Source organism: Streptomyces sp. NBC_00659 (assembly GCF_036226925.1).
Lineage (GTDB): Bacteria > Actinomycetota > Actinomycetes > Streptomycetales > Streptomycetaceae > Streptomyces.
This window is the reverse complement of the sequence record NZ_CP109031.1, coordinates 3740519-3762585: the sequence shown is the minus strand read 5'-3', so window position 1 is coordinate 3762585 and position 22067 is coordinate 3740519. Positions and strand designations below refer to the sequence as shown.

13 protein-coding genes are annotated in these 22067 nt (G+C 70.4%); 6 read left to right on the top strand and 7 right to left on the bottom strand.

Annotated features, from left to right (window positions below):
* Positions 1-118: 118 nt before the first annotated feature.
* The 5 genes from OG410_RS16190 to OG410_RS16170 all read right to left on the bottom strand — a co-directional run bounded on the left by OG410_RS16190 (position 119) and on the right by OG410_RS16170 (position 7688).
* A complete protein-coding gene (locus OG410_RS16190; RefSeq protein ID WP_329299810.1) occupies positions 119-532 on the bottom strand; it encodes a type II toxin-antitoxin system VapC family toxin in 414 nt (137 codons plus the stop codon).
* Complete coding sequence (locus OG410_RS16185) at positions 529-792, bottom strand: CopG family transcriptional regulator (RefSeq protein ID WP_329299809.1); 264 nt, start codon at positions 790-792, stop codon at positions 529-531. Before OG410_RS16185 ends, OG410_RS16190 begins: the two co-directional genes overlap by 4 nt.
* A gap of 304 nt (positions 793-1096) precedes the next feature.
* The gene (locus OG410_RS16180) at positions 1097-2140 is read right to left on the bottom strand and encodes a hypothetical protein (protein ID WP_329299808.1); all 1044 of its coding nucleotides are present in this window, start codon (positions 2138-2140) and stop codon (positions 1097-1099) included.
* A gap of 31 nt (positions 2141-2171) precedes the next feature.
* Positions 2172-4166, bottom strand: a complete 1995-nt coding sequence (locus OG410_RS16175; protein ID WP_329299807.1) for a DNA/RNA non-specific endonuclease — start codon at positions 4164-4166, stop codon at positions 2172-2174.
* 138 nt (positions 4167-4304) lie between these two features.
* Positions 4305-7688: an ALF repeat-containing protein gene (locus OG410_RS16170; protein WP_329299806.1), complete on the bottom strand. Its 3384-nt coding sequence runs from the start codon at positions 7686-7688 to the stop codon at positions 4305-4307.
* Between the two features lie 1862 nt (positions 7689-9550).
* Between OG410_RS16170 and OG410_RS16165 the strand changes: the two genes are divergently transcribed.
* The 4 genes from OG410_RS16165 (at position 9551) to OG410_RS16150 (ending at position 17382) form a co-directional block, all read left to right on the top strand.
* Positions 9551-10021, top strand: a complete 471-nt coding sequence (locus OG410_RS16165) for a hypothetical protein (RefSeq protein ID WP_329304140.1) — start codon at positions 9551-9553, stop codon at positions 10019-10021.
* 171 nt (positions 10022-10192) lie between these two features.
* On the top strand, positions 10193-12397 hold the full coding sequence (locus OG410_RS16160; RefSeq protein ID WP_329299805.1) for a trypsin-like serine protease: 2205 nt from the start codon (positions 10193-10195) through the stop codon (positions 12395-12397).
* Positions 12398-12550: 153 nt separating this feature from the next.
* On the top strand, positions 12551-13474 hold the full coding sequence (locus OG410_RS16155) for a serine hydrolase (protein WP_329299803.1): 924 nt from the start codon (positions 12551-12553) through the stop codon (positions 13472-13474).
* A 179-nt stretch (positions 13475-13653) separates the two neighbouring features.
* Positions 13654-17382, top strand: a complete 3729-nt coding sequence (locus OG410_RS16150; protein WP_329304139.1) for an ABC transporter ATP-binding protein — start codon at positions 13654-13656, stop codon at positions 17380-17382.
* On the opposite strand, the gene OG410_RS16145 is transcribed toward OG410_RS16150, so the two are convergent.
* Positions 17366-17842: a hypothetical protein gene (locus OG410_RS16145; RefSeq protein WP_329299802.1), complete on the bottom strand. Its 477-nt coding sequence runs from the start codon at positions 17840-17842 to the stop codon at positions 17366-17368. The two genes, OG410_RS16150 and OG410_RS16145, sit on opposite strands and share 17 nt — an antisense overlap.
* Positions 17843-18029: 187 nt before the next feature.
* Here OG410_RS16145 and OG410_RS16140 point away from each other — a divergent pair, with 187 nt between their 5' ends.
* Both OG410_RS16140 and OG410_RS16135 read left to right on the top strand, forming a co-directional pair.
* Positions 18030-18419: a hypothetical protein gene (locus OG410_RS16140; RefSeq protein ID WP_328452224.1), complete on the top strand. Its 390-nt coding sequence runs from the start codon at positions 18030-18032 to the stop codon at positions 18417-18419.
* An 87-nt stretch (positions 18420-18506) separates the two neighbouring features.
* Positions 18507-19970, top strand: coding sequence for a S28 family serine protease (locus OG410_RS16135; RefSeq protein WP_329299801.1), 1464 nt, complete (start codon positions 18507-18509; stop codon positions 19968-19970).
* Positions 19971-20076: 106 nt separating this feature from the next.
* Here OG410_RS16135 and OG410_RS16130 read toward each other — a convergent pair whose 3' ends face one another.
* Positions 20077-21945 carry a glycoside hydrolase family 3 protein gene (locus tag OG410_RS16130; protein ID WP_329299800.1) on the bottom strand — a complete coding sequence of 623 codons (1869 nt, stop codon included), beginning with the start codon at positions 21943-21945 and terminating at the stop codon, positions 20077-20079.
* Between the last annotated feature and the right edge of the window lie 122 nt (positions 21946-22067).

Sequence of the window (22067 nt, the reverse complement as noted above, 5' to 3'; positions counted from 1 at the left end):
GTGAAGCTGAGGGCAGCCTGTGGGTGTGTGGGTGAAGGGGGCACCCGTTGCAGCCGGTTGGTGCGAGAACGGCGTTGCGGAGCGTGACCGGCGCTTGTGCCGGTGTGCCCGGCGGGAATCAGATTTTGATGACGGTGGCGTGCCCGTCGCACAGCGCCATGATGTCCTCCGGATCGGAGGTCAGGACCGTCACCGGACCGGGGGCCGCGAGGGCGGTGGCGCTGACCATGGCGTCGATGGCGTACTTGTGGCCGTGCAGGCCGGTGTCGGAGAGGAGGGCGGCGGCGTGCCGGGCGATGGGCTCGGTGACCGGTTCGACGACGAGGCGGGACAGGGTCCATTCCAGGGCCGGCCGATTGATCCGTGGGTGGATCACTTCCACGAGGGTGGCCGCGGAAGTGATCACCCGCAGGTCTTCGGCGCGGGCGAGGGCGAGCCAGCCGGTGACCGTGCGGTCGCGCAGGACGGCCTTGGCCAGCCCCTCGCTGTCGAGGACCAGGGTGCCGCCGGGGACGGCGGGGGAGGGGCTCACGCAGCGTCCGCCCCGCCTCGGGTCTGTTGCTCCCGGGCTCGGTGGAGCTGGTCTCGCAGGGCCTGGATCTCTTCGTCGGTGACGGGGCCGTGTTCGGCCTCCGCGACCGTGATGAGTTCGTTGAGACTGTCCCGCTCGATCTGGCGGGCGACGGCCGCGGCGACGTAGGCGGACAGTCCGGAGGGGCCGCTGCGGGCCTTGGCGGCCTCGGCGATGTCGCGCGGCATGGTGATCGAGTACTTGCCGGTAGGCTCACTCATGCTACTTATCCTACCTTGAATCCTACCGTCGTGCCGTGTGCGCCGTCGGGGCCGGTCGAGGGAAGAGCGCGGTGACGCCGAAAGGCTGCGGCGGGGTGGCGGGATTCATGTCGGCTCCCGATGGCACGAACTGGCCGTGATCAGTTGCCGAGGTTGAACAGCCCAGTGTCGGCCCGGGTGTTGGGATGTGGACGTCGGGGAACAGCTCCTCCACCGATCCGTCGTCCCGCTCGATATCGGTGCTCAACGTAACTCCCACGGTAATCGTGCGAGTGGCGTCCCGGTACTTGGGCGGCGGGTCTGCTCACTGGACCAGTTCGATGTGGGGATGGTCCGGGGACTTCGGGCAGGCGTGGAGCTGGAGGTCGTGGCCGCCGGCGATGTCGATCTTGGTGAAGTTGCCGGCCGGGGTGCCCAGGGGAAGCGGGGTCGGGTTCGTCCGCTCCTCCTCGGCGATCCAGGTCCTGCTGCCGCCGTCCCATTCCGAGGAGGCGATGGTGAGGAGCGGGACCTGCTCGGTGCCGCACTCGGGGCAGGGGCAGGGCACGGGGTCGGTGGGGCTCCAGCGGGTCCAGCCGCCGGTCTTCCAGCCGGGGGCGGTGGAGAGGTTGTTCAGGTAGAGCTCGCCCGGGTCGTCCGCGTACGTGTTGTACCGCGCGGGGTCGACCGTCTCCCAGCGGCTCATGTCGGCCAGTTGGTCCCGAAGCTCCTTGTCCAGCTCCAAGGGGTTGGGGAAGTCGGTGACCTGCTCCGGTGAGAACAGGCACGGCTCAGGGAGGTAGTAGTCGAGCTGGACGATCGGCGGCTCGGGCGGTGCGTCGAGGACGTCGGTCACGGTGGCGGAGGAGCGCCAGAAGAGTGCGGTCCTGGGGTGGGCGTGTTCCCCGTGGTCGAAGGGACACCAGAGGACCTGGAGGAGGTCCGTGCCGGGCGGGCACGGGAAGAGGACGTCACGAGCGTAGAGCTGGGCGACGGGGAGGAGGGGGATCGGGCCGTCGAACCACGGGCGGCCCACGTTGATCCGCTCCCAGGCCGCCAGTTCCTCGGGGGTCCACTCGGGTGCCTGAGGGTCGTGACGCAGCCGCTCGGTCGCTTCCACGCGGTTTCGGCGGAGGAGCCGGATGTCGTCCGGTGAGTGGACCACCGGCGCCGCGCGACTGTCGTGCGGCTCGCCGCAGTACGGCCACATCTCATCGGCGGGCCACAGGAGCGGCCCGCCGACGGAACTGTCGTGCACGGTCGGAGACCCGGGGCGCGGGTGCAACCGGGTCGCCGTGCGCGCCAGCGGGGCCAGCTGAGGGAAGAGCGCGGTGATGTCGAACGGCCGCGGTGGGGTGGTGAAACTCATGCCGGCTCCCGTTGGCGCGAACTGGGCGGGATCAGTTACCGAGGTTGTACAACCCGGTGTTCCGATAGGTGTTGGTGACGTAGACGTCGGGGAAGAGGTCCTCGGTTGTCCCGTCCGCCCGTTCGATATGGGCGTTCATCGTGACGCCCACCGGGATGGTGCTTTCCGGGTCATTGTAGACGGGTGTCACCTGGTAGAAGATCGCGTCGCTCGTTCCGAGACCGGGGGTGGTGCCCTGGACCAGTTTCTGCGCAATGAGCTCGTAGGTCCGCATGCTGGGCTTGCCCGTGTTCATCCCGGACTGCCAGCAGGGGACGAGGTTGAACCGAGTGAGCTCACTCGTGCCCTTTCCGCCGAGGATGTTCGCGATGAGATGACACCGGGCCAGCTGGTAGGTGAGGCCGTTGTTCGCCTTGAACTCCTCCGCGTCCTCCCAGCCGGTGATGGGATCGCTGGTTCCGGTCCCCTCCTCGGTCTGCCGGGTCAGGCATGCCTGCGCCCGGGTCGGCCGCTCTCCGGCCGGGTAGGGCGTGTCGGGCGGGCTGGGCGGGCTGGGCAGGCTGACCGTCTTGTTGACGTGGGGAACCGGTTCGGTGGTGTTCCAGAACCAGCCGCCGCCGTTGGGATTGGGAATCGAGTTGATCGGCCGGGGGTCGTTCAGGCAGCTGGCCTGCGGGCCGGCGTCCGGCAACGAGAACGTCAGCTCGAACTGGTCGGCGTCGATCACCCGCTGGTTCTTGAAGCCGTCGGCGAGCTGGTTGTCGGCGAACTGCTTCTCGGCGGGCGTGACATGGGCCTGTACGCAGGGTGCGGCGCGGTCCAGGACATGGGCGTCGTTCAGGACGTAGGCGTCCCATTCGCCGTTGCCGAGGTTGGGGATCACCTGGGCGCACTGCGCGCCGGCGGCACCGCCTTCCTTCGCCTCGCCGAAGGGGAAGTCGCCGCAGGAGTCGTTCTCGACGATCTCCGTCTGGGCCGTGAAGCCGCCGCACGTGCTGGCGGTGCGGTTGGCCACGCCGCTCGTCGACCGGGTCAGGGGGCTGCTCTTCTTCCCCCAGGCGCCGTCGAGGTTCTGTTGCGCCCACGCGTAGGCGGCCACGGCGCCGCCGGCGTCGGAGGCCTGCGCGCTCATCGGTACGACGGGCGTGATCGAGGGGATGACACAGCCCGCCGCCGAGGTGCCCCCGACCGCGTTGTCACAGCGGATCTTGCGCGGGTTGTCCCACGAGGCGTTCGGGTCGATGGCCGTGGCGCCCGGGGAGGTCACGTACATCTTGTACGAGGTGAGGAACTCCGCGACGCCGCCCGCCGCCGGGGACGAGGAGTACTTGACGTCGCCGTTGAGGCTCTTCCCCAGGACCAGGTCGTTGTTGTTGTACCAGGGCGAGGTCGTCGTCGCCGTGCAGCCGGTGCCGCAGGAGGCGCGGAACTTGGCGTTGAGGGCGGTGACCTCGCCGATCGCGGAGGTCATCGTCACGGTGACGTGCTCGCTCCACGTCGTGCCGCTCGCGGGCAGTGACGCGCTGGTGGAGATCTCCAGGGTGCCGCGCCCGAGCTCCGCGCCGTTGCTGTCGCGCAGGATGTAGAGGACGTTTATCCCGGTCACGCAGTAACTGAAGCGCTCGTAGGAGTAGTTGCCGGAGCTGGTGAGGGAGCAGCTGGCGGCGGTGGCAGCAGTGGCAGTGGCAGTGGCGGCAAGGCTCTTCGGCTGTGCCGTGGTACGCGGAGCCAGGATGGGGCTGGTGCTCACGCACGCCTTGACGGCGCCCGCCCTGCGCTCCTTCGAGCCTGCCTTCGTGGCCTCACAGCGTTCCCCGGACTGCTTGGGGAAGGTGCTGGTCACGGTGGCGGGGGCGGGAGCGGCGGTCAGGTCCACCCTCCCCACCTGCCGCGGCTTCTCGTCCGCGGTCTGCTGTGCCGTGGCCGTACCCGCCGTGGTGAGTCCCAGCGTCACCGCGGTCAGTACGGCCAGTACGGTCGACCGGGCCCGTATTCGAGCCGCGCCTCTGGGGCGTATCTCATGCATGTACGTCAGATCTCTCTTCCTTGTTTGCTGTCTTGGGGGAGGGAGGGGGGGGCACCGGACATGCAGTGCCCCCCCGAACGGCGGCGGTGGGCGGCCCGCGCTCTACCGCGTCAGGGCCGGACGAAGGGGACGCACTCGTCAGGAGGCCAGTCCGAAGACATCACTGAGTCCTCTGGTGATGGCGGAGGCCCCGTCCTCGACAACGCCGGCGATCTTGCCCGCGACGGGCTTGACGAGATTGGCAGTGGGCTTTGCGGCTGCGCTCAGCGTCTTGGACAGGCCGTAGGTGACCAGGTTCAGGCCGGTGCCGGCGGCGGACCAGGCGAACTCGCTGCTGGTGAAGCCGTGTTCGATGCCGGTGAAGACAGTGCCGATGGCGCTCGCACCCACGGAGATACCGGCGAAGAACCCGGCCGCGGCGAAGGCCGGCGGGAAGACGAAGCCTGCGAGAGTGCAGCCGGCGGCCAGGAAGCCGGCGCCGATGCTGACCGCGTTGGCCGCGTCGGCGTAGAACTGGGCGTCGTTCCACCACTCGTCGGAGTCGGCGGGGTCCTTGGTGCCGTTGGGGTTGACCTGGTTGTTCCGGTTGTTGTCGGCGGGGTTATTCCCGTTCCTGAGGTTGTCCTCGGCCTCCATGGCGGCCAGCTTGGCCTTGGTGGCTATTTCGGCCATATGCTTCTGGACGACGATCTGCTTGGCCTCGGAGTACGCGGCGGCGGCCTCCTTCGCGTCCGCCTGCGCGGCGAGCTTGGCGGCACGGGCGGCGTTGGCCGAAGCCTGGGCGTCGGCGGAGGACTTGAGGGCGGAACGCGCGGAGTCTATGGCCTTGTTGGCCGAGTAGTTGGCCGTGCGGGCCGCGCCACGGGCGGTCGCGGCAGCCGCCTTCGCGGTGTCGGCGGAAGCCTGGGCGTCAGCGGCCGACTTGTCGGCGGCGTCCGCGTTCGCTCGCGCCTCGTCCGCGTAATCCTCGGCCTTGGCGGCCGAGGCGATCGCCTTGTCCGCCCATTCCTGGGCCTTGGCGGCGTTGTTACGGGCCTCCCAGGAGGCCTGGGTCGCCAGCGCGGCGTTCTCCTGCGCCTTCTCGGCGATCTTCGCGGCGGCGGCGATGGCACCGCGGATCGCGGCGACATGGGTGGCGGTGTCGTGGTCGAGCTGGGCCGTCAGGAACTGGACCACGGTGATGAAGTTGCGGAGCATCCACGCCGGGCCCTCGAGGGCGACCTCGGCGTAGGCCTTGGTGATGGCGCCGGCGGTGGCGATGAGCTGGCCGGCGGCGACCTGGTCGTCCTCCTCCTGCGCCAGCGGGTAGTCGTGGTCGAAGAAGTCGTTGAGGGAGTCGCTGGTGTTCTTGTCGAGCGCATCGTTGGCGGCCTTGGTGACGGCCTTGCCCGCGCCATCGTGGAGGATCTTGCCGATCGCGACGCGCAGATCCTCGTCGGAGGCATTCTTCATGCCGCTGGTGAGGAAGTCGCCGATGGCCGTGGAGCTGGAACTCGCCAGGGCGAGCTGGGCGGCCTGGGCGATCTTCGGTGCGGCGATCGTCGCCACATGGAGGGTGGTCTCGCGGTCGTCCTGGCCTTGGGCGATGGCCCGGTCGAGGTCGATCCAGGCGAAGATGTCGTCGTCGGAGCCCGCCAGGGCGTGCTGGGCGGCCTGCCGGGTCCAGGCGCCCCGGGCGTCGATCAGGCCGGTCGCGGCCCTGCGCCCCAGGGTCGCGGCGAGAGCCATGTCGCCGGAGTACAGGGCCTGTTCGGCCCGGGTGGTGAGGTCCTTGATCTCCTGGGTGGTGCGCTCCGCCATGAGCCGCTTGTCGCGGACGTCGGACAGGTCGTTCGCCTCGATGGAGGCGAGCAGTTGTGCTTCCTCCATCGCCTGCTGCTTGTCCTGCTCCAGGATCTGGGCCTCGGCCGCGCGGGCGTTCTTCTCCACCTCGATGGCGTCGCTGACGGCCTTGGTGGCGACGTTCGCGGCCTTCACGGCCTCATCGGCGTGCGCGGTCGACTTGTTGGCGTAGTCGATGGCCTGGCCCGCGTACTTCACGGCCTCGTCGGCGGCGGCTGCCGCCTTGTCGGCGTGGTCGGCGGCGGAGTTGGCGGCGTCGCGGGCGGTACGGGCCGCGGCGGCGGCGGTGCTGGCCAGGGTCTGGGCGGTGGAGGCCGCGTTGGTGGCACGGTTGGCGGCAGCCGTGGCGATGGCGGCCTGGCGCTTGGCCTCGGCGGCCTCCGCCTGGGCGACACCGGCGGCGACGGCGGCCTGGGCGGCGGCTGTGGCGGCGGCGGCCGCGTTGCGTGCGGCGGAGGCGGCGGTCCTGCCGGCGGCCGCGGCCGCATCACCGGCGATGGCGGCCTTGTCGGCGGCCTTGGCGGCGCTACGGGCCTTGCCGGCCGCGTTCCTGGCGGCGACCGCGGCGTTCTTGGCCTCCTCCGTCTTGCCCGCGTCCTTGGAGGCGGCTATCGCGGCCCTGTAGGCACGGGACGCGGCACTGCCCGCCTTCGAGGCGGCCTGAGCGGCGCCGGTGGCCGCCCAGGAGGCGCGGCGGGACGCACTCACCGCGGCATTGGAGGCGTTGATGGCGTTGCGTGCGGCGTCCGCCGCGCCCTTCGCCGCACCCGCCGCCTTACGGGCCGCCGCCCCCGACTTCTGCACATCGTTCTGGGCAGCGGTCGCCTCGGCGGCGGCCTTCTGGGCGGCTTCCTTGGCCTTCCCGGCGGCGGTCTCGGCGCGGGCCGAGGCCTCCACGGCCAGGTTGGTCTCGCTTTCGGCGCGCTTGCCCTCGCGCTCGACGAGGGCCACCAGCTCCTCGATGGTCGCCGACTCCTGGTCACGGGCGCGCGCGATGTGCTGGCCGGTCTCGATGAACCACTCCACATCGGTCGCGGCGCCGTCGAGCGCACGGCTCGCGTACTTCTGCACCTCCGGACCACCGGTCATCAGCATGGTGCCGACCTGGACCCGGGTGTCCTCCAGGCGCGAGTCGTACTGCTTGTCGGTGAGGAAAGTGGTGAGAGCCGGTCCGGTGGCGGTGTCGAGGGCGGTGTTGGCGCTGCGCACCACCGCCTTGCCGCCGGTGGACGAGACGGTGGTGGTGGCGACCCGGAGGTCTTCGAGGATGGCCGGTCCGAAGCCGTTCTTCAGGAACGCGGCGATCGCGGCGTCGCCGTTGTCGAGGGCGGCGGCGGCCTCCCGGCGCAGGCCCTTGCCCGCACGGTCCAGGCTGCGGACGATCGCGACCCGGTTGTCCTCCACGGTCTGCCTCGGCAGCGTCTCGGCGAGGAAGGTCTGGATGTCGGCGTCCGACCCCTGGAGGGCCTCGGCGGCGGCGGCCTTGACGCCCTTGCCACCGGTCAGCCACGCCCTGACGACCTTGGCGCGCTCGGTGTCCGGCAGCGGTACCGGGTCGGGTGCGGTGCCTTCGGTGGCAGCGGCGGTGGCCGGTATCAGGACCGAAGGAGTGGCCGCGACGGCGGTCGCGGCGGCGAGCGCACCGAGCACGCGGCGCCTGCTCCAGAAAACTGTCTGCATAAGGGGATTTCCTCGCGTGAGAAGTGGGATGAGCTCCGCTGAAATCGCGCGGGCAGGATCCGGCACGGGTATACGTGGAAACGTCAATGAATGACGGTGACCCTACCAACTCACCACAGCCGAAGCCGAGTTAAAGGACCGGGAAGGTCGTAGGCGTGACGGGAGGTGTTATTCAATTGCCGCTTCTTTCCGTACAACCCTTTCGCGAGGTGGTGAACGTCACACCTGACGTATCGTCAAGATCCTTCGTGTGAGCGAGCTTTGACGGTTGATCAGCGCTTCGGGTTCGTGTTGCCATGGTTGCGTTCGTGAAGGTAATGCAGGCCTGCAGTCCTCGCTGTGAGAGGTCGGGCGACCCTTTACGGGGTAGCTGCGATTCCCCTCGGTATGAGGGGTATTTCGCAAACCTGCCATTCCGCTTCGGGGTGAGGAGCGCGGTGAGGGAACATGACGTAATGGCTGTGGAGCGGCGAAGGAATCGACTTGTCGCGGATTCCTGGCATTGCGGCGGCAGGCGCACTTGCCGTACTCGCCACGACCGCTGGGGTCCTTGTCCCGCCGTCCGGGAAGGCCGATGTGGCGAGCGTCGCAGACGGCACCCCGCCTATGCCGTGGAGGACTTCGGCCACCCGCGCGCCGGCAAGATCCCGGCAGGGAAGAACCTCGCCCTGAAGCGCGGCGGCGGCCGCATCACGCTCGCCGACCGCGTGGCCGGACCGGGCGGCTCGAGCTCCTGGCCCGCAACAACATCGGCGACGAGGGCCGGCTGACCCTGGAGATCCCCGCCGTCCACTCGGTCAAGGGCAACGACTACTGCGCCTTCCCCATACACGCGGCCGTGAGGGAGCCGGTGGTGCCGTCCGAGCCCTCGACGCCGTACGGCGAGTGGCTTGTCTCCCGTGCGCGGCGGTCGAAGGCGCATGAGCCGGTCGAGCGGCGCGTCGCCGAGGGACGCGCGTGAGGAACGTGGCGAGGTTCGCCCGGCCGCCGGAGTCCAGGGCGGCGCTGCCCGCTCTGCGACCGTGGTCATTGTCTGGAATCTCTTTGGATGAACCCCCCGGGGAGGGCCAAAAGGCACCCATGAAAGGGGTAAGCGGCGCAATGGTCCCATCGTTCCTCCCGAAACAGGTGCCGATGTCATCGATTACCGGCGGAAGGATGGCACGGATCGCGCGGGTGAATTCACACACAAGGCAAATGTGTCTGATTTATCCCGCACAGGGCGCGTGTGTGCGCCGGGCGGGTGCGAGGGGGTGGCGGGGTGCCGGTGGACCGGACCGCCCGTTGCCGATCCGTCACTTGATGTTTGCGTTCTGATTGCGCAAAGCATGCAAGGCGTTCATGGTGAGGTGACGTGCGTCACGGTCAGGGCCGAGCTTATGTCCACTTATGCGCAGAACGCGATGGCTGGACAAAGTGTGGATCATGAGATTTCATAGCGCAGCCAAAGAGTTCCCGTTCGGGATGCACAAGCGCTTTCGCGGTCCATTGCCCGTGCGGCTTGGTGCCTCCCCGACCCCTGGCCTCATCGTGCGGCAAGGTGGGTGGACGGGACTTTGAGTGGCTTTCTGGGGGCGGAGCGCCGGGGGTTCCAGGAGGGGGTGAGCTCATGGATATGCGTTTGCGAGCTGTCGCTTTGTTATGTCGAGAGTCGTTTCTCCGCACATCCTTGAACGTGTCCTCGCCGCTGGACACGGCTTTAACGCCCGCCTTTCATTCCGCGTTCCGGAGTTTCCCGGAACCGACGACAAAGGCTGTGGATCAAGACTGTGATGAAGGCACGTGTGCGTACCGCGCTTCAGGCGCGGCCGAGCCGCGGGAGACTTGCGCGGCGTGTTGTGGGCCTGGTGGCGACGGCCGCCATGGGCTGGCTCGTCGTGGCACAGGGTCTGCCGGGCGGGTCCGCCGGGGTGGGCGCGTCGGCCGCCGGAGCGGCTCCGGTCGCGGGCGAGGCGCCCGGCTACGCGGTGGAGAACTTCGACTACCCGCAGGCCGACAAGATCCTGGCGGAGCAGGGCATCGTCCTCAAGCGCGGTGACGGTCACATCATCCTGGCCGACTGTGCCAGTGGCACCGGCCTCCTCCAGGTCATGGCCCGGCGGCAGTCGGAGACGATCTGCTTCAAGACGGTCGGCAAATCGGGCTGGCTGACGCTGGAGATCCCCGCCGTCTATGTCGTGAGGGGCAACGACTACGAGACCCAGGTGGACATGACCGTGGGTGACGAGGAGAAGTCCTACGACATCACCAAGAACACCTGGACGGCCGTGGGCGAGAGCGCGGACGAAGAGGGACGCGAGTTCATGCTCGTGGAGATCAGGACCACCAAGTAGCGCTCCGTCAGGTACTCCGAGGGATCGCCGAGTTCGCTCCGTGGCCGTCGAGTTCACTTCGTGAGCGCCGTGTTGCGGACCGGGCAGCCCAAGTCGCGCCGATGTGAGCCCTGTTGTCCTCCGGCCGGCCCCTCCTTCTTCCTTTTTCCGTCTTCTCGCCCCAAGGACGTCATGCTCACCCCACACGCCAGACCTGTCCGGCTCGCCGCGCTGGCCGCGACCCTGATCGCCGCGCCGCTCGCCCTGTGCGCCGCGCCCGCGCAGGCCCTCACCGGCCCCGCCGTCGCCGCCGCCGACACCAGCTACGGCTACACCGTCCGCCTGGACATCGGCAACAGCACTCGCGGCTGCTCCGGAGTCCTCGTCGACCCCGAGTGGCTGCTCACCGCCGCCAGCTGCTTCGTCGACAACCCCGCCGCCGGACTGACCGTGCCCGCCGGCGCGCCGAAGCTCGCCACCACCGCCACCATCGGCCGCGCCGACCTGACCGGTACCGCCGGTGTGGTCCGCAACGTGGTCGAGCTGGTGCCGCGCACCGACCGCGACCTGGTGCTGGCCCGCCTCTCCGCCCCGGCGACCGGTGTCACCCCGATCGCCCTGGCCACCACCGCGCCGACCGTCGGCGAGGAACTGCGCGTCGCCGGCTACGGCCGCACCAAGGACGAGTGGGCCCCCCTCGCCCTGCACACCGGCGCCTTCTCGGTGGACGCCTCCGACGCCACCACCGCCTCCGTCACCGGCAAGGACGGCGTGTCCGTCTGCCCCGGCGACACCGGCGGCCCCGAGATCCGCGTCACCGGCGGAAATGCCCAGCTCGCCGCGATCAACAGCCGCTCCTGGCAGGGCGGTTGCTACGGCCTCGGCACCACCGAGACCCGCACCGGCGCGGTCGCCACCCGCGTCGACGACCTCGGCTCCTGGGTCACCTCCAAGGTCAGCGCCACCCGCGTCAACGACTTCAACGGCGACGGTATCGAGGACATCGCCGTCGCCGACCCCGAGGCGACCGTCGGCACCCACACCAAGGCCGGTCTGGTCCGGATCGTGTACGGCGGCGGCAAGGGCAGCGCCGAGATCACCCAGGACCTGACCTGGGTGCCGGGCAGCGCGGAGACCGGCGACGGTTTCGGCGCGGCTCTGGCGACCGTCGACTACAACGAGGACGGCTATACCGACCTGGTCGTCGGCTCGCCCAACGAGGACGTCGGCGACGCGGTGGACGCCGGTTTCGTCGACGTGCTGTACGGCGGGAGCGGCGGCCTCGGTACCGGGAAGGCGACGCTGCACCTGGAGCAGGGCACCGGTTCGGGCGCGATCCTCGGGTCGGCCGCCGAGGCCGGTGACCGCATGGGCTACTCCCTGGCCGCGGGTGCCGGCACCGTGGGCGAGCCGTGGCTGCTGATCGGTGTGCCGGGCGAGTCGATCGGCACGGTGACCAAGGCGGGCTCGGCGTTCTACCTGCGCGGTGCCACGAACGTGGCCATCTACCAGGACAAGACGGATGTGCCGGGGACGGGCGAGGCGAACGACGGCTTCGGCACCTCGGTCGCGGGCGACGCCAACCACATCGCGGTCGGCATCCCGAACGAGGAGATCGGCACGCTGGCGGACTCCGGCGGGCTGGCGGTCTTCGACCACAAGCTGAACGCCGGCGGCATCCCGACCCCGCTCGCGGGCATCGACCAGGACACCGACGGGATCACCGGCACGGCGGAGGCGGACGACGAGTTCGGCGCGTCGCTGTCGATGACCGAGTACCGTCCGGCCGGGGCCACGGCCGCCACCGACTCGATCCTGGCGGTGGGTTCGCCGGGCGAGTCGCTGACCGTGGGCGATGCCGACAAGGCGGACGCGGGACGGGTGGTGACCCTGCGGATCACCGCGGCGGGTGTCGTCAGCCAGCTCGGTGACGTCCAGCAGGAGGCCGACGGTGTGACCGGCGGGGCCGAGGCGGGCGACCGCTTCGGCGAGCGGGTGGCCGCCATGAACACCGCGCCCCGTTCGCAGGGCACGGCCGCGACGATGAAGCTCGCGGTCGGCCTCCCGGGCGAGGCGGTCGGTACGGCCGCCAAGGCCGGCGCGATCCAGACGTTCTCGCTGCTGGGTGCTCCGGGTGACTCCGACTACTGGGTCCAGGCGGGCGGCTCGGGTCTGCCGGGCACCCCGGCGGCGAACCAGCGGGTCGGCATCAGCATCGCCGCGACCGGCACCAACCTGTACGTGGGCATGCCCTACGGTCCGTCGGCGTACGGTGCGGTGCACGTGCTGCCCTGGTCCAACGTGACCGGTGGCACGGCGGCCGCGGTCACCACGTACGCCCCGGGCACCGGAAACCTCCCGGCCGCCGGCGTCCGCTTCGGCATCGTCGTGAAGTGACGCCGAGCTCGTGAAGTAACCCCGAAGGAGCCTCCGAGACCCGGCGCACGGGACTCGGAGGCTCCCGGCACGTATCGCCGTACCCGCGGCCGACACACAATCCCCGCAATGATCCGTACAACCATTCGGGCGAACTCGTGAGTCAACATGGGCATGACTCACGGGATATTCAGACGTACGAGAGTGGTGGTGGGGGGTCTCACCGCCGGGTTGCTCGTAGCGGGCGTCGCCGCCGCGGCCCCCGCCGGTGCCGCGCCGGCGCCGACGGTCAGCTGTACGTCGGGCAAGGCCGGTCTGGCCGCCAAGCTTCAGAAGGACATCACCGCGGCGCTCGCGACCCGCCGCGGCACGGTCGCGGTCGGTCTCTACGACCGCTCGACCAACACCACCTGCACCCTCCGCGCCACCACCTCGTTCGACTCGGCCAGCACGGTGAAGGTCACCGTCCTCGCCGCGCTGCTGTGGGACGCGAAGAAGCACAACCGCTATCTGACGAGCACCGAGACGTCGCTCGCCACGAAGATGATCACCCAGTCGGACAACGCCTCGACCACGAAGCTGTGGAACCAGCTCGGTCTGACGAAGATCAAGGGCTTCCTGGCCGCCGCGGGGATGACGAAGACCACGCCGGGCACAGGCGGCTACTGGGGTCTGACGCAGATCAACGTCACCGACGAGCAGAAGCTGCTCAAACTCGTCACGGCGAAGAACACGGTGCTGAGCGACAGCTCCCGCGCCTACATCCTGAAGCTCATGAACAAGGTCGTCTCCTCGCAGCGCTGGGGGACACCGGCCGGGGCGCCCTCGACGGTCACCGTGCACGTCAAGAACGGCTGGCTCTCGCGTTCCTCGAACGCGTGGCGCGTGCACAGCCTCGGCACCTTCAACGGCGGCGGCCGCGACTACATGATGTCGGTGCTCACCGTCGGCAGCAGCACCATGGACTACGGCGTCGCCACCATCCAGGCCGTCGCCAAGGTCATCCACAAGGACCTCGTGCCGACGACCGTCGCACCCCAGCGGTACACGCCGACCTCGCAGCCGACGGAGGCCTTCCCGGCCGTCCCGGCGAGCTGACCGGGGCCGCGTACCCCGCGCCGTCACCTCCGTACTCCGTCGTCCGCCCGCCCGGCCACCGTGCCCGGCGGGCGGACGTCTGTCGCGCTGCCGGGCGGACGATTGTTGCGGAGGGATGAAATCCGCTTCGCTCGGTGTTGCTTCCTTCCGGCGGAGTGAGATCTACGGAAGGCACCGGAGTGGCGACGGAACGGGGATGGGCGCGACGGCTCGCGGGGTACGCCTGGCGGTACCCGAAGGACGTGGTGCTCGCGCTCGGCTCCTCGCTGGGCGGCATGGCCCTGATGGCAGTGGTCCCGCTGATCACCAAGGTGATCATCGACGACGTCATCGGTGACCACAGCCGGGGCATGGCCCCCTGGGCGGGCGCACTGCTCGGCGCCGCCGTCCTCGTCTACGCCCTCACCTTCGTCCGCCGCTACTACGGCGGCCGGCTCGCCCTCGACGTCCAGCACGATCTGCGGACCGACATGTACGAGACGATCACCCGGCTGGACGGGCGGCGCCAGGACGAGCTGTCCACCGGGCAGGTCGTGGGCCGCGCGACCAGCGACCTCCAGCTCATCCAGGGTCTGCTGTTCATGCTCCCGATGACCATCGGGAACGTCCTGCTCTTCCTGATCTCCCTCGGGATCATGGCCGCGCTGTCCCTGCCGCTCACCCTGGTCGCGCTGGCCGTCGCCCCGGCCCTGTGGTTCGTCGCCAGGCGCAGCCGCTCCCGGCTGCACCCCGCCACCTGGTACGCGCAGGCGCAGGCCGCCGCCGTGGCGGGTGTCGTCGACGGCGCCGTCAGCGGCGTCCGCGTGGTGAAGGGCTTCGGGCAGGAGGACCAGGAGACCGGCAAACTGCGCGAGGTCGGGCGGCGGCTCTTCGCGGGGCGGCTGCGGACCATCCGGCTGAACGCCAGGTACACCCCGGCCCTCCAGGCCGTGCCCGCCCTCGGCCAGGTCGCGATGCTCGCGCTCGGCGGCTGGCTGGCGGTGCGCGGCCAGATCACGCTGGGCACCTTCGTGGCCTTCTCCACCTACCTCGCGCAGCTCGTCGGACCGGTACGGATGCTGGCCGTCGTGCTGACCGTAGGACAGCAGGCCCGCGCGGGTGCCGAGCGCGTGCTGGAGCTCATCGACACCGAGCCGTCGATCAAGGACGGCACCAAGACCCTGCCGGCCGACGCGCCCGCCACCGTCGAGTTCGACGACGTGTCCTTCGGGTACACCAAGGACCGGCCCGTCCTGGACGGGCTGAGCTTCGAGATCCGGCCCGGCGAGACCCTCGCCGTCGTCGGTTCCTCCGGCTCGGGCAAGTCGACGGTCTCGCTGCTGATGCCCCGCTTCTACGACGTGACGCACGGCGCCGTCCTGATCGGCGGGCACGACGTCCGCGAGCTGACGACCGAGTCGCTGCGCGCCGCGATCGGGCTCGTCCCCGAGGACTCCTTCCTCTTCTCCGACACCGTCCGCGCCAACATCGCCTACGGCCGCCCGGACGCCACCCAGGACGAGATCGAGACCGCTTCCCGCGCCGCCCAGGCGCACCGGTTCATCGCCGAGCTGCCCGGCGGGTACGACACGACGGTCGGCGAGCACGGCCTGACCCTCTCCGGAGGCCAGCGCCAGCGCGTCGCGCTCGCCCGCGCCATCCTCACCGACCCGCGGCTGCTCGTTCTCGACGACGCCACCTCCGCCGTGGACGCCCAGGTCGAGCACGAGATCCACGAGGCGCTCGGGGAGGTCATGCAGGGCCGTACGACCCTGCTGATCGCGCACCGCCGCTCCACCCTCAACCTCGCCGACCGCATCGCCGTCCTCGACGGAGGCCGGCTCGCCGACATCGGCACCCACGAGGAACTCCAGGACCGCTGCGCCCTCTACCGGCGGCTGCTCACCGACCCCGACGAGCTGGGCGGCGTCTCCCCGGGACACGCCGTGCCGGCCGCGCCGCGGGAGGACACCTCCGTACGCGAGGAGCTGGACGCCGAGTTCGACGCCGAGCGCGGGGTGACCCCGCACCTGTGGGCCGGCGACCGCGAGCCCCGGGACAACGCGCTCGAAGGGATGCCCGCCACCCCCGGACTCCTCGCCCAGGTCGAGGCGCTGCCCCCGGCCGCCGACGTCCCGGACGTCGACGAGGCCCGCGCGGTCCGGGCCGAGGACTCCTACGGACTGCGCCGGCTGCTGCGCGGCTTCGGGGCCCCGCTGCTCATCAGCCTCGCCCTGGTCGCCGTCGACGCGGTGATGACGCTGCTGCTGCCGATCCTGATCCGGCACGGCATCGACCAGGGCGTCACCCGGCTCGCGCTCGGCGCGGTGTGGGCGGCGGCCGCGCTCGGACTGGTCACCGTGCTCGTGCAGTGGGCCGCGCAGATCGGCGAGACCCGGATGACCGGCCGCACCGGCGAGCGGGTCCTGTACTCGCTGCGCCTGAAGATCTTCGCGCAGCTCCAGCGCCTGGGACTCGACTACTACGAGCGGGAGCTCACGGGCCGGATCATGACCCGGATGACGACCGACGTCGACGCCCTGTCGACGTTCCTGCAGACCGGGCTCGTCACCGCGTTCGTCTCCGTCGTCACCTTCTTCGGCATCATGGCCGCCCTGCTGGTGATCGACGTACAGCTCGCGATGGTCGTCTTCGTGACGCTGCCGCCGCTGGTCGTCGGCACGTTCTTCTTCCGCCGGGCGAGCGTCAAGGCGTACGAGCTGGCCCGCGAGCGGGTGTCGGTGGTCAACGCCGATCTCCAGGAGTCGGTGTCCGGGCTGCGGATCCTCCAGGCGTTCCGGCGCGAGGGCGCGAGCGGGCGGCGGTTCGCGGAGGGCAGCGACAGTTACCGCAGGGCCCGGATCCGCGGACAGTGGCTGATCTCCGTCTACTTCCCGTTCGTCCAGCTGCTGGCCTCGGGGGCCGCGGCGGCCGTGCTGATCGTGGGCGCCCACCGGATCGACTCCGGCACCCTCACCACCGGCGCGCTGGTCGCCTATCTCCTCTACATCGACCTGTTCTTCGCGCCCGTGCAGCAGCTCTCCCAGGTGTTCGACGGCTACCAGCAGGCCACCGTCTCGCTCGGCCGCATCCAGGAACTGCTCCGGGAGCCGACCTCGACGAAGTCCGCCGACGCGCCGCAGGACGTCACGTCGCTGCGCGGCGAGATCGCGTTCGAGGACGTCGGCTTCGCGTACGGCCGCGCGGGCGAGGCCGAGGAGGCGCTCAGCGCGGTGTCCCTGCGCGTCCCCGCCGGGCAGACCGTCGCCTTCGTCGGCGAGACCGGCGCGGGCAAGTCGACGCTCGTGAAGCTGGTCGCCCGGTTCTACGACCCGACGGCCGGGCGGGTGACGGTCGACGGCATGGACCTGCGCGACCTGGACATCACCTCCTACCGGCACCGCCTCGGTGTCGTCCCCCAGGAGGCCTACCTCTTCCAGGGGACCGTCCGCGACGCCATCGCCTACGGCCGTCCGGGCGCCGGCGACGCCGAGGTGGAGGCCGCCGCCCGCGCGGTCGGAGCACACGACATGATCGCCACCCTGGAGGGCGGCTATCTCCACGAGGTCGCCGAGCGCGGCCGCAACCTCTCCGCAGGCCAGCGCCAGCTCATCGCGCTGGCCCGCGCCGAGCTGGTCGACCCGGACGTGCTGCTGCTCGACGAGGCGACGGCGGCACTGGACCTGGCGACCGAGGCCCTCGTCAACCAGGCCACCGACCGGCTCGCGGGCCGCCGTACGACGCTGGTGGTCGCCCACCGGCTGACGACGGCCGCCCGCGCCGACCGCGTCGTCGTGATGGACCACGGCCGGGTCGCCGAGGACGGCACCCACGAGGAACTGCTCCGCCTGGACGGCCGCTACGCGGCGCTGTGGCGGACCTTCGTGGGTTCCCCGGAGCCCGAGGAACCCGTCAGCTCCTCGGCTTGATGCCGGAGATCTTCTTCGTCGCCAGATCCGACTGCACCGTCAGATAGGTGTACGTCGGGTGCGCGGCGGAGCCCCAGGTGAGCCGGACCGTGGACCAGGTGTGCCCGGCGCCGCTGTCGCCCGCCGTCACCTTCCAGGCGCTCGGCACGTTCTGGGCGCGCAGCACCCCGTCCGCGTGCTGACGGTTCTCCCAGCGGGCCAGCTGGGAGCGCAGCCCCGGGGTCAGGTAGAACGACCGCAGCTGGGTGCTGAGGCGGCCGGAACCCTCGTCGGTCACGGCGTCCACGTAGGCGCCGTAGAAGTCGGCCACGCGGTCGTAGGCGGGACCGTTGCTTCCGCTGCGCGCGGGCGGCGCGGCGGTGGAACTCGCGACGGCCGGTACCGAGGCGCCGGCGGCGATCAGAAGGGCCGCGGCGATGACCGCGCGGCCGGGCGTGAGAGTGGACTTGATGCCGGACATGAAGAACCGCCTTTCGTTTCCTGGTCGGTTGGACCCGGGAGAAACAGGCACGGTTGTCTTCAAAAAAGGCAAAAACCTCGCAAGGGTGAGATGCGCCCGCCCTTGAGGCCGTAGCGGTACGCAACCATCCGCCGTACGTCCTGCGTCCGTACACCAGTACGCTGATTGCCGCGCGGGAGGGACGACAGTGGACAGTGGTGCGATACGCCGACGGATGGCGCTCGGCCTGGCCGTGCTGGCCGCGGCCGGACTGCTCGCCTTCACGGGTGCGGGCAGCGCCCAGGCCGCCGCCTCCTCCTGCTCGGGCCGCAAGGTCCGCACGCTGCCCTTCACGACCGGTTCCGTCCAGGTGTACAAGCGCAGCGGCTATGTCTGCGCCGTGACCTTCCCCGGGGCGCGGGGCTCACGCAAGCCGATGTCCGTCAGCGTGCAGGCGCGCGGCGGCCGGCCGGTGGTGAACTCCGGACGCTTCGCGCATCACGCGGGCCCGGTGACCCTGTACGCGGGCCACCGCTGTGTCCGGGTCAAAGGCTCGGTCGGATCGGGCTCGGTGAGTTCCGGCTGGATCCTGTGCTGAACCACGGATGACCCAAGACCCCCTGGCGTCACGGGAGTTGCTCCGTTAGGTTCCGGCGGACAACCGAGTGTTCCCAGGGGAGGGTGCATGCGCAAGGCGCTCAGAGGGCTGCTCGTGCTCACGGTGCTCATCGGCACGCTGAGCACGGCCGGGACGGCCACCGCCGTCCAGCCGGAGGCCCACGGCACCACAGGAGCAACCAGCACGGCCGACGAGGGCCAGGACATCCTGGACCGGCTCCTCGCGATCCCGGGCGTGAGCCTCGTCCAGGAGAAGCCGTACACCGGATACCGGTTCTTCGTCCTGAACTTCACCCAGCCGGTCGACCACCGGCACCCGTCCAAGGGCACGTTCCAGCAGCGCATCACCGTGCTGCACAAGGACACTTCGCGCCCGACGGTCTTCTACACCGGCGGCTACAACGTCTCGACCACACCGAGCCGGCGCGAGCCGACCCAGATCGTGGACGGCAACCAGGTCTCCATGGAGTACCGCTACTTCACGCCGTCCCGGCCCGACCCGGCCGACTGGTCCAAGCTCGACATCTGGCAGGCGGCGAGCGACCAGCACCGTATCTTCGAGGCGCTCAAGCCGGTCTACGGCAAGAAGTGGATCTCCACCGGCGGCTCGAAGGGCGGCATGACCGCCACGTACTACGAGCGCTTCTACCCGCGTGACATGGACGGCGTCGTCGCCTACGTCGCGCCCAACGACGTCGTGAACGACGAGGACTCGGCGTACGACCGCTTCTTCGCGTCGGTCGGCACCAAGGAGTGCCGCGACAGGCTGAACGCCGTGCAGCGCGAGGCCCTCGTACGCCGCGAGCCGCTGGAGAAGAAGTACGCGGACTACGCCGCCGAGAACGGCTACACCTTCACCACGGTCGGCAGCCTCGACAAGGCGTACGAGGCGGTCGTGCTCGACTACGTGTGGGGCTTCTGGCAGTACAGCCTGCTGAAGGACTGCGACACGATCCCCGCGGACGCCGCGCACGCGAGCGACGACGACATCTGGAACTCCGTCGACGCGATCTCCGGCTTCTCGTTCTACACCGACCAGGGCCTGGAGCCGTACACCCCGTACTACTACCAGGCGGGCACCCAACTGGGCGCACCCACCATCCACTTCCCGCACATCGAGAAGAAGTACCTCCGCTACGGCTACCAGGCCCCGCGCACCTTCGTGCCGCGCTCCATCCCGATGAGGTTCCAGCCCTCCGCGATGCGTGACGTGGACGGCTGGGTCCGCCGGAACGCGCACCACATGCTGTTCGTCTACGGCCAGAACGACCCCTGGGGAGCCGAGCGGTTCCGTCTCGGTTCCAAGGCCCGCGACTCCTACGTCTTCACGGCTCCGGGTCTGAACCACGGCGCCAACGTCGCCGGACTCGCCGCCGACGAGAAGACGCTCGCCACCGCCCGCGTCCTCGACTGGGCGGGCGTCGCCTCCGCGACGGTCCAGGCGGACCCCTCGGCGGCCCGGCCGCTCGCGAGGTTCGACGCGAAGCTGGACCACCGGGACACCGAACGGGACATGACCCTGCGTCCCTGACCGGATCGGGGCCGTGCCCGCCCGCGTACACACGGGCGGGCACGGCCCACCGGCCCTCCTCCGGGCGCGCGCGCACCGGCGCGGCACCCGGGCGGGCCGCGTACGTCTAGTACCTCAGCCCGTACCCGATCGGGTACAGGACCTGCGCCGGGTCGTCCGCCCGCTGCACCGCCACCGGCAGCCTGCCCCGCGGGTCCACCCGGCCGGCGATCACCCGCGCGGCGGCGCGCACCTCGACGTCGGTCCAGGAGTACGAGGCCAGAGCGGCGCCGATCCCCGGGATCCGGGCGATGTCGTACGGGTTGCGGATGGCGAGGGCGGTCACCGGGACTCCCGTGGCGACCAGACTCTCGACCAGCGTCTTCTGGGAGCCGGTCGCCGTCAGGTTGTACGTCAGGACGACCACCGCGTCCGCGTCGGCCGCCGCCGTGACGGCCCTGGCGATCGTGGCCGCCGACGGCGCCGTCCCTGTGGACAGGGCCGTCGCCGTGAAGCCCAGCCCGGTCAGCTCCGCGGCCACGACCGTGGTGGGCGGCCCGTCGGACAGGGACGGCGAGGCGGGGTCGGCGCCCACCACCAGCACCCTCGGGGTGCGCCGCCGGGACAGCGGGAGCAGCCTCTCCTTGTTGACCAGCAGGGTCGTGGTGCGCTCGGCGATCCGGTCGGCGGCCCTGAGGTGCGCCGGGATGCCGACCACCCGGTCGACGGCCGTGTCACGGACGTACGGGTCGCTCAGCAGCCCGTGCTTCGCCTTGAGCCGCAGGATGCGCAGGATCGACTCGTCGAGCCGGGCCTCGGTCAGCTCGCCGCCGCGCACGGCGTTCAGCACCGCGTTCCACGCGACGCCCAGGTCCGGCGGGTTGAGGAGCTGGTCGACACCGGCCTTGAGCGCGAGGACGGGGACGCGGTCGTCGCCGTACTTCGTGCGCACGCCCTCCATGCCGAGCGAGTCCGTCACCACGACGCCGTCGTAGCCGAGTTCGCCGCGCAGGATGCCGGTGAGGATCGGGTGGGAGAGGGTGGCGGGGTCTCCGGCCGGGTCGAGCGCCGGGACCATGATGTGCGCGGTCATGATCGAGTCGATGCCGGCGCGGATCGCCGCCCGGAAGGGCACCGCGTCGAGCTCCGACCACAGTTCACGGCTGTGGGTGATGACGGGGAAGCCGAAGTGGCTGTCCACGGCGGTGTCGCCGTGGCCGGGGAAGTGTTTGGCCGTGGCCGCGACCCCCGAGCACTGGTACCCCTTCACCTCGGCCGCCACCAGGCCCGCCACCGCGTCCGGGTCGGCGCCGAAGGAGCGGACACCGATCACCGGGTTGGCCGGGTTGACGTTCACGTCGGCGACGGGGGAGTAGTCCTGGCTGATGCCGATCGCGCGCAGTTCGGCCCCGCTGACGCGGCCCACCGTCCGGGCGTCGGCCCGCGAGCCGCCCGCGCCCAGCGCCATGGCGCCCGGGAACAGTGTCGCGGGCTTGCCCACCCGGGCCACTATCCCGTGTTCCTGGTCGGTGGAGATCAGCAACGGCAGCCCGCGCGGCAGCTCCAGCGAGGCTTGCTGGATCCCGTTCGACAGCGCGGCGATCTGGTGCGGATCGCGGGTGTTGTGCGCCCAGGCGAAGTAGATGATGCCGCCGACGCGGTACTTGGCGATCAGCTCGGCGGCCGTGCGGACGCCGATCTCCTTGAGGTTGGCGTCGATGTCGGCCTGGTCGGGCGCGGTGGCCGAATGGCCGTACACCCGCATGACGAAGAGCTGGCCGACCTTCTCCTCCAGTGTCATACGGGAGATCAGGGCGCGCAGGGCCTTGTCGTCGTGCGGGCGGGCGTCGGCCGCGTGGGCGCGCGGGCCGGCCGCCAGCGCGGCGGTGATACCCGCCGTGGCGGCGAGAACCGTACGCCGGGAGGGCTTTGACGGTCCCTCCGGCCCGGCCGGCCCGGAGGGTCTTGCGGTGCTTCCCGTGCTGGAGTCGCGCACAAGCGCTCCTTCCCTCGTGAAGGAAACTTCCGAGGAGTCACGATTATCCGGGAAGTTTCTTCCAGTCAAGAGTGTGCACAGTATCCGCGAAAGGGCCGCCACCGGCGCAGTCGGAAGGTGGC

Coding starts and splice junctions, on each gene's coding strand:
- OG410_RS16170 (WP_329299806.1), bottom strand. CDS start 7,688: ATGCAGACAGTTTTCTGGAGCAGGCGCCGCGTGCTCGGTGCGCTCGCC.
- OG410_RS16145 (WP_329299802.1), bottom strand. CDS start 17,842: ATGTCCGGCATCAAGTCCACTCTCACGCCCGGCCGCGCGGTCATCGCC.
- OG410_RS16185 (WP_329299809.1), bottom strand. CDS start 792: ATGAGTGAGCCTACCGGCAAGTACTCGATCACCATGCCGCGCGACATC.
- OG410_RS16165 (WP_329304140.1), top strand. CDS start 9,551: ATGGGCTGGCTCGTCGTGGCACAGGGTCTGCCGGGCGGGTCCGCCGGG.
- OG410_RS16135 (WP_329299801.1), top strand. CDS start 18,507: ATGCGCAAGGCGCTCAGAGGGCTGCTCGTGCTCACGGTGCTCATCGGC.
- OG410_RS16180 (WP_329299808.1), bottom strand. CDS start 2,140: ATGAGTTTCACCACCCCACCGCGGCCGTTCGACATCACCGCGCTCTTC.
- OG410_RS16155 (WP_329299803.1), top strand. CDS start 12,551: ATGACTCACGGGATATTCAGACGTACGAGAGTGGTGGTGGGGGGTCTC.
- OG410_RS16175 (WP_329299807.1), bottom strand. CDS start 4,166: ATGCATGAGATACGCCCCAGAGGCGCGGCTCGAATACGGGCCCGGTCG.
- OG410_RS16160 (WP_329299805.1), top strand. CDS start 10,193: ATGCTCACCCCACACGCCAGACCTGTCCGGCTCGCCGCGCTGGCCGCG.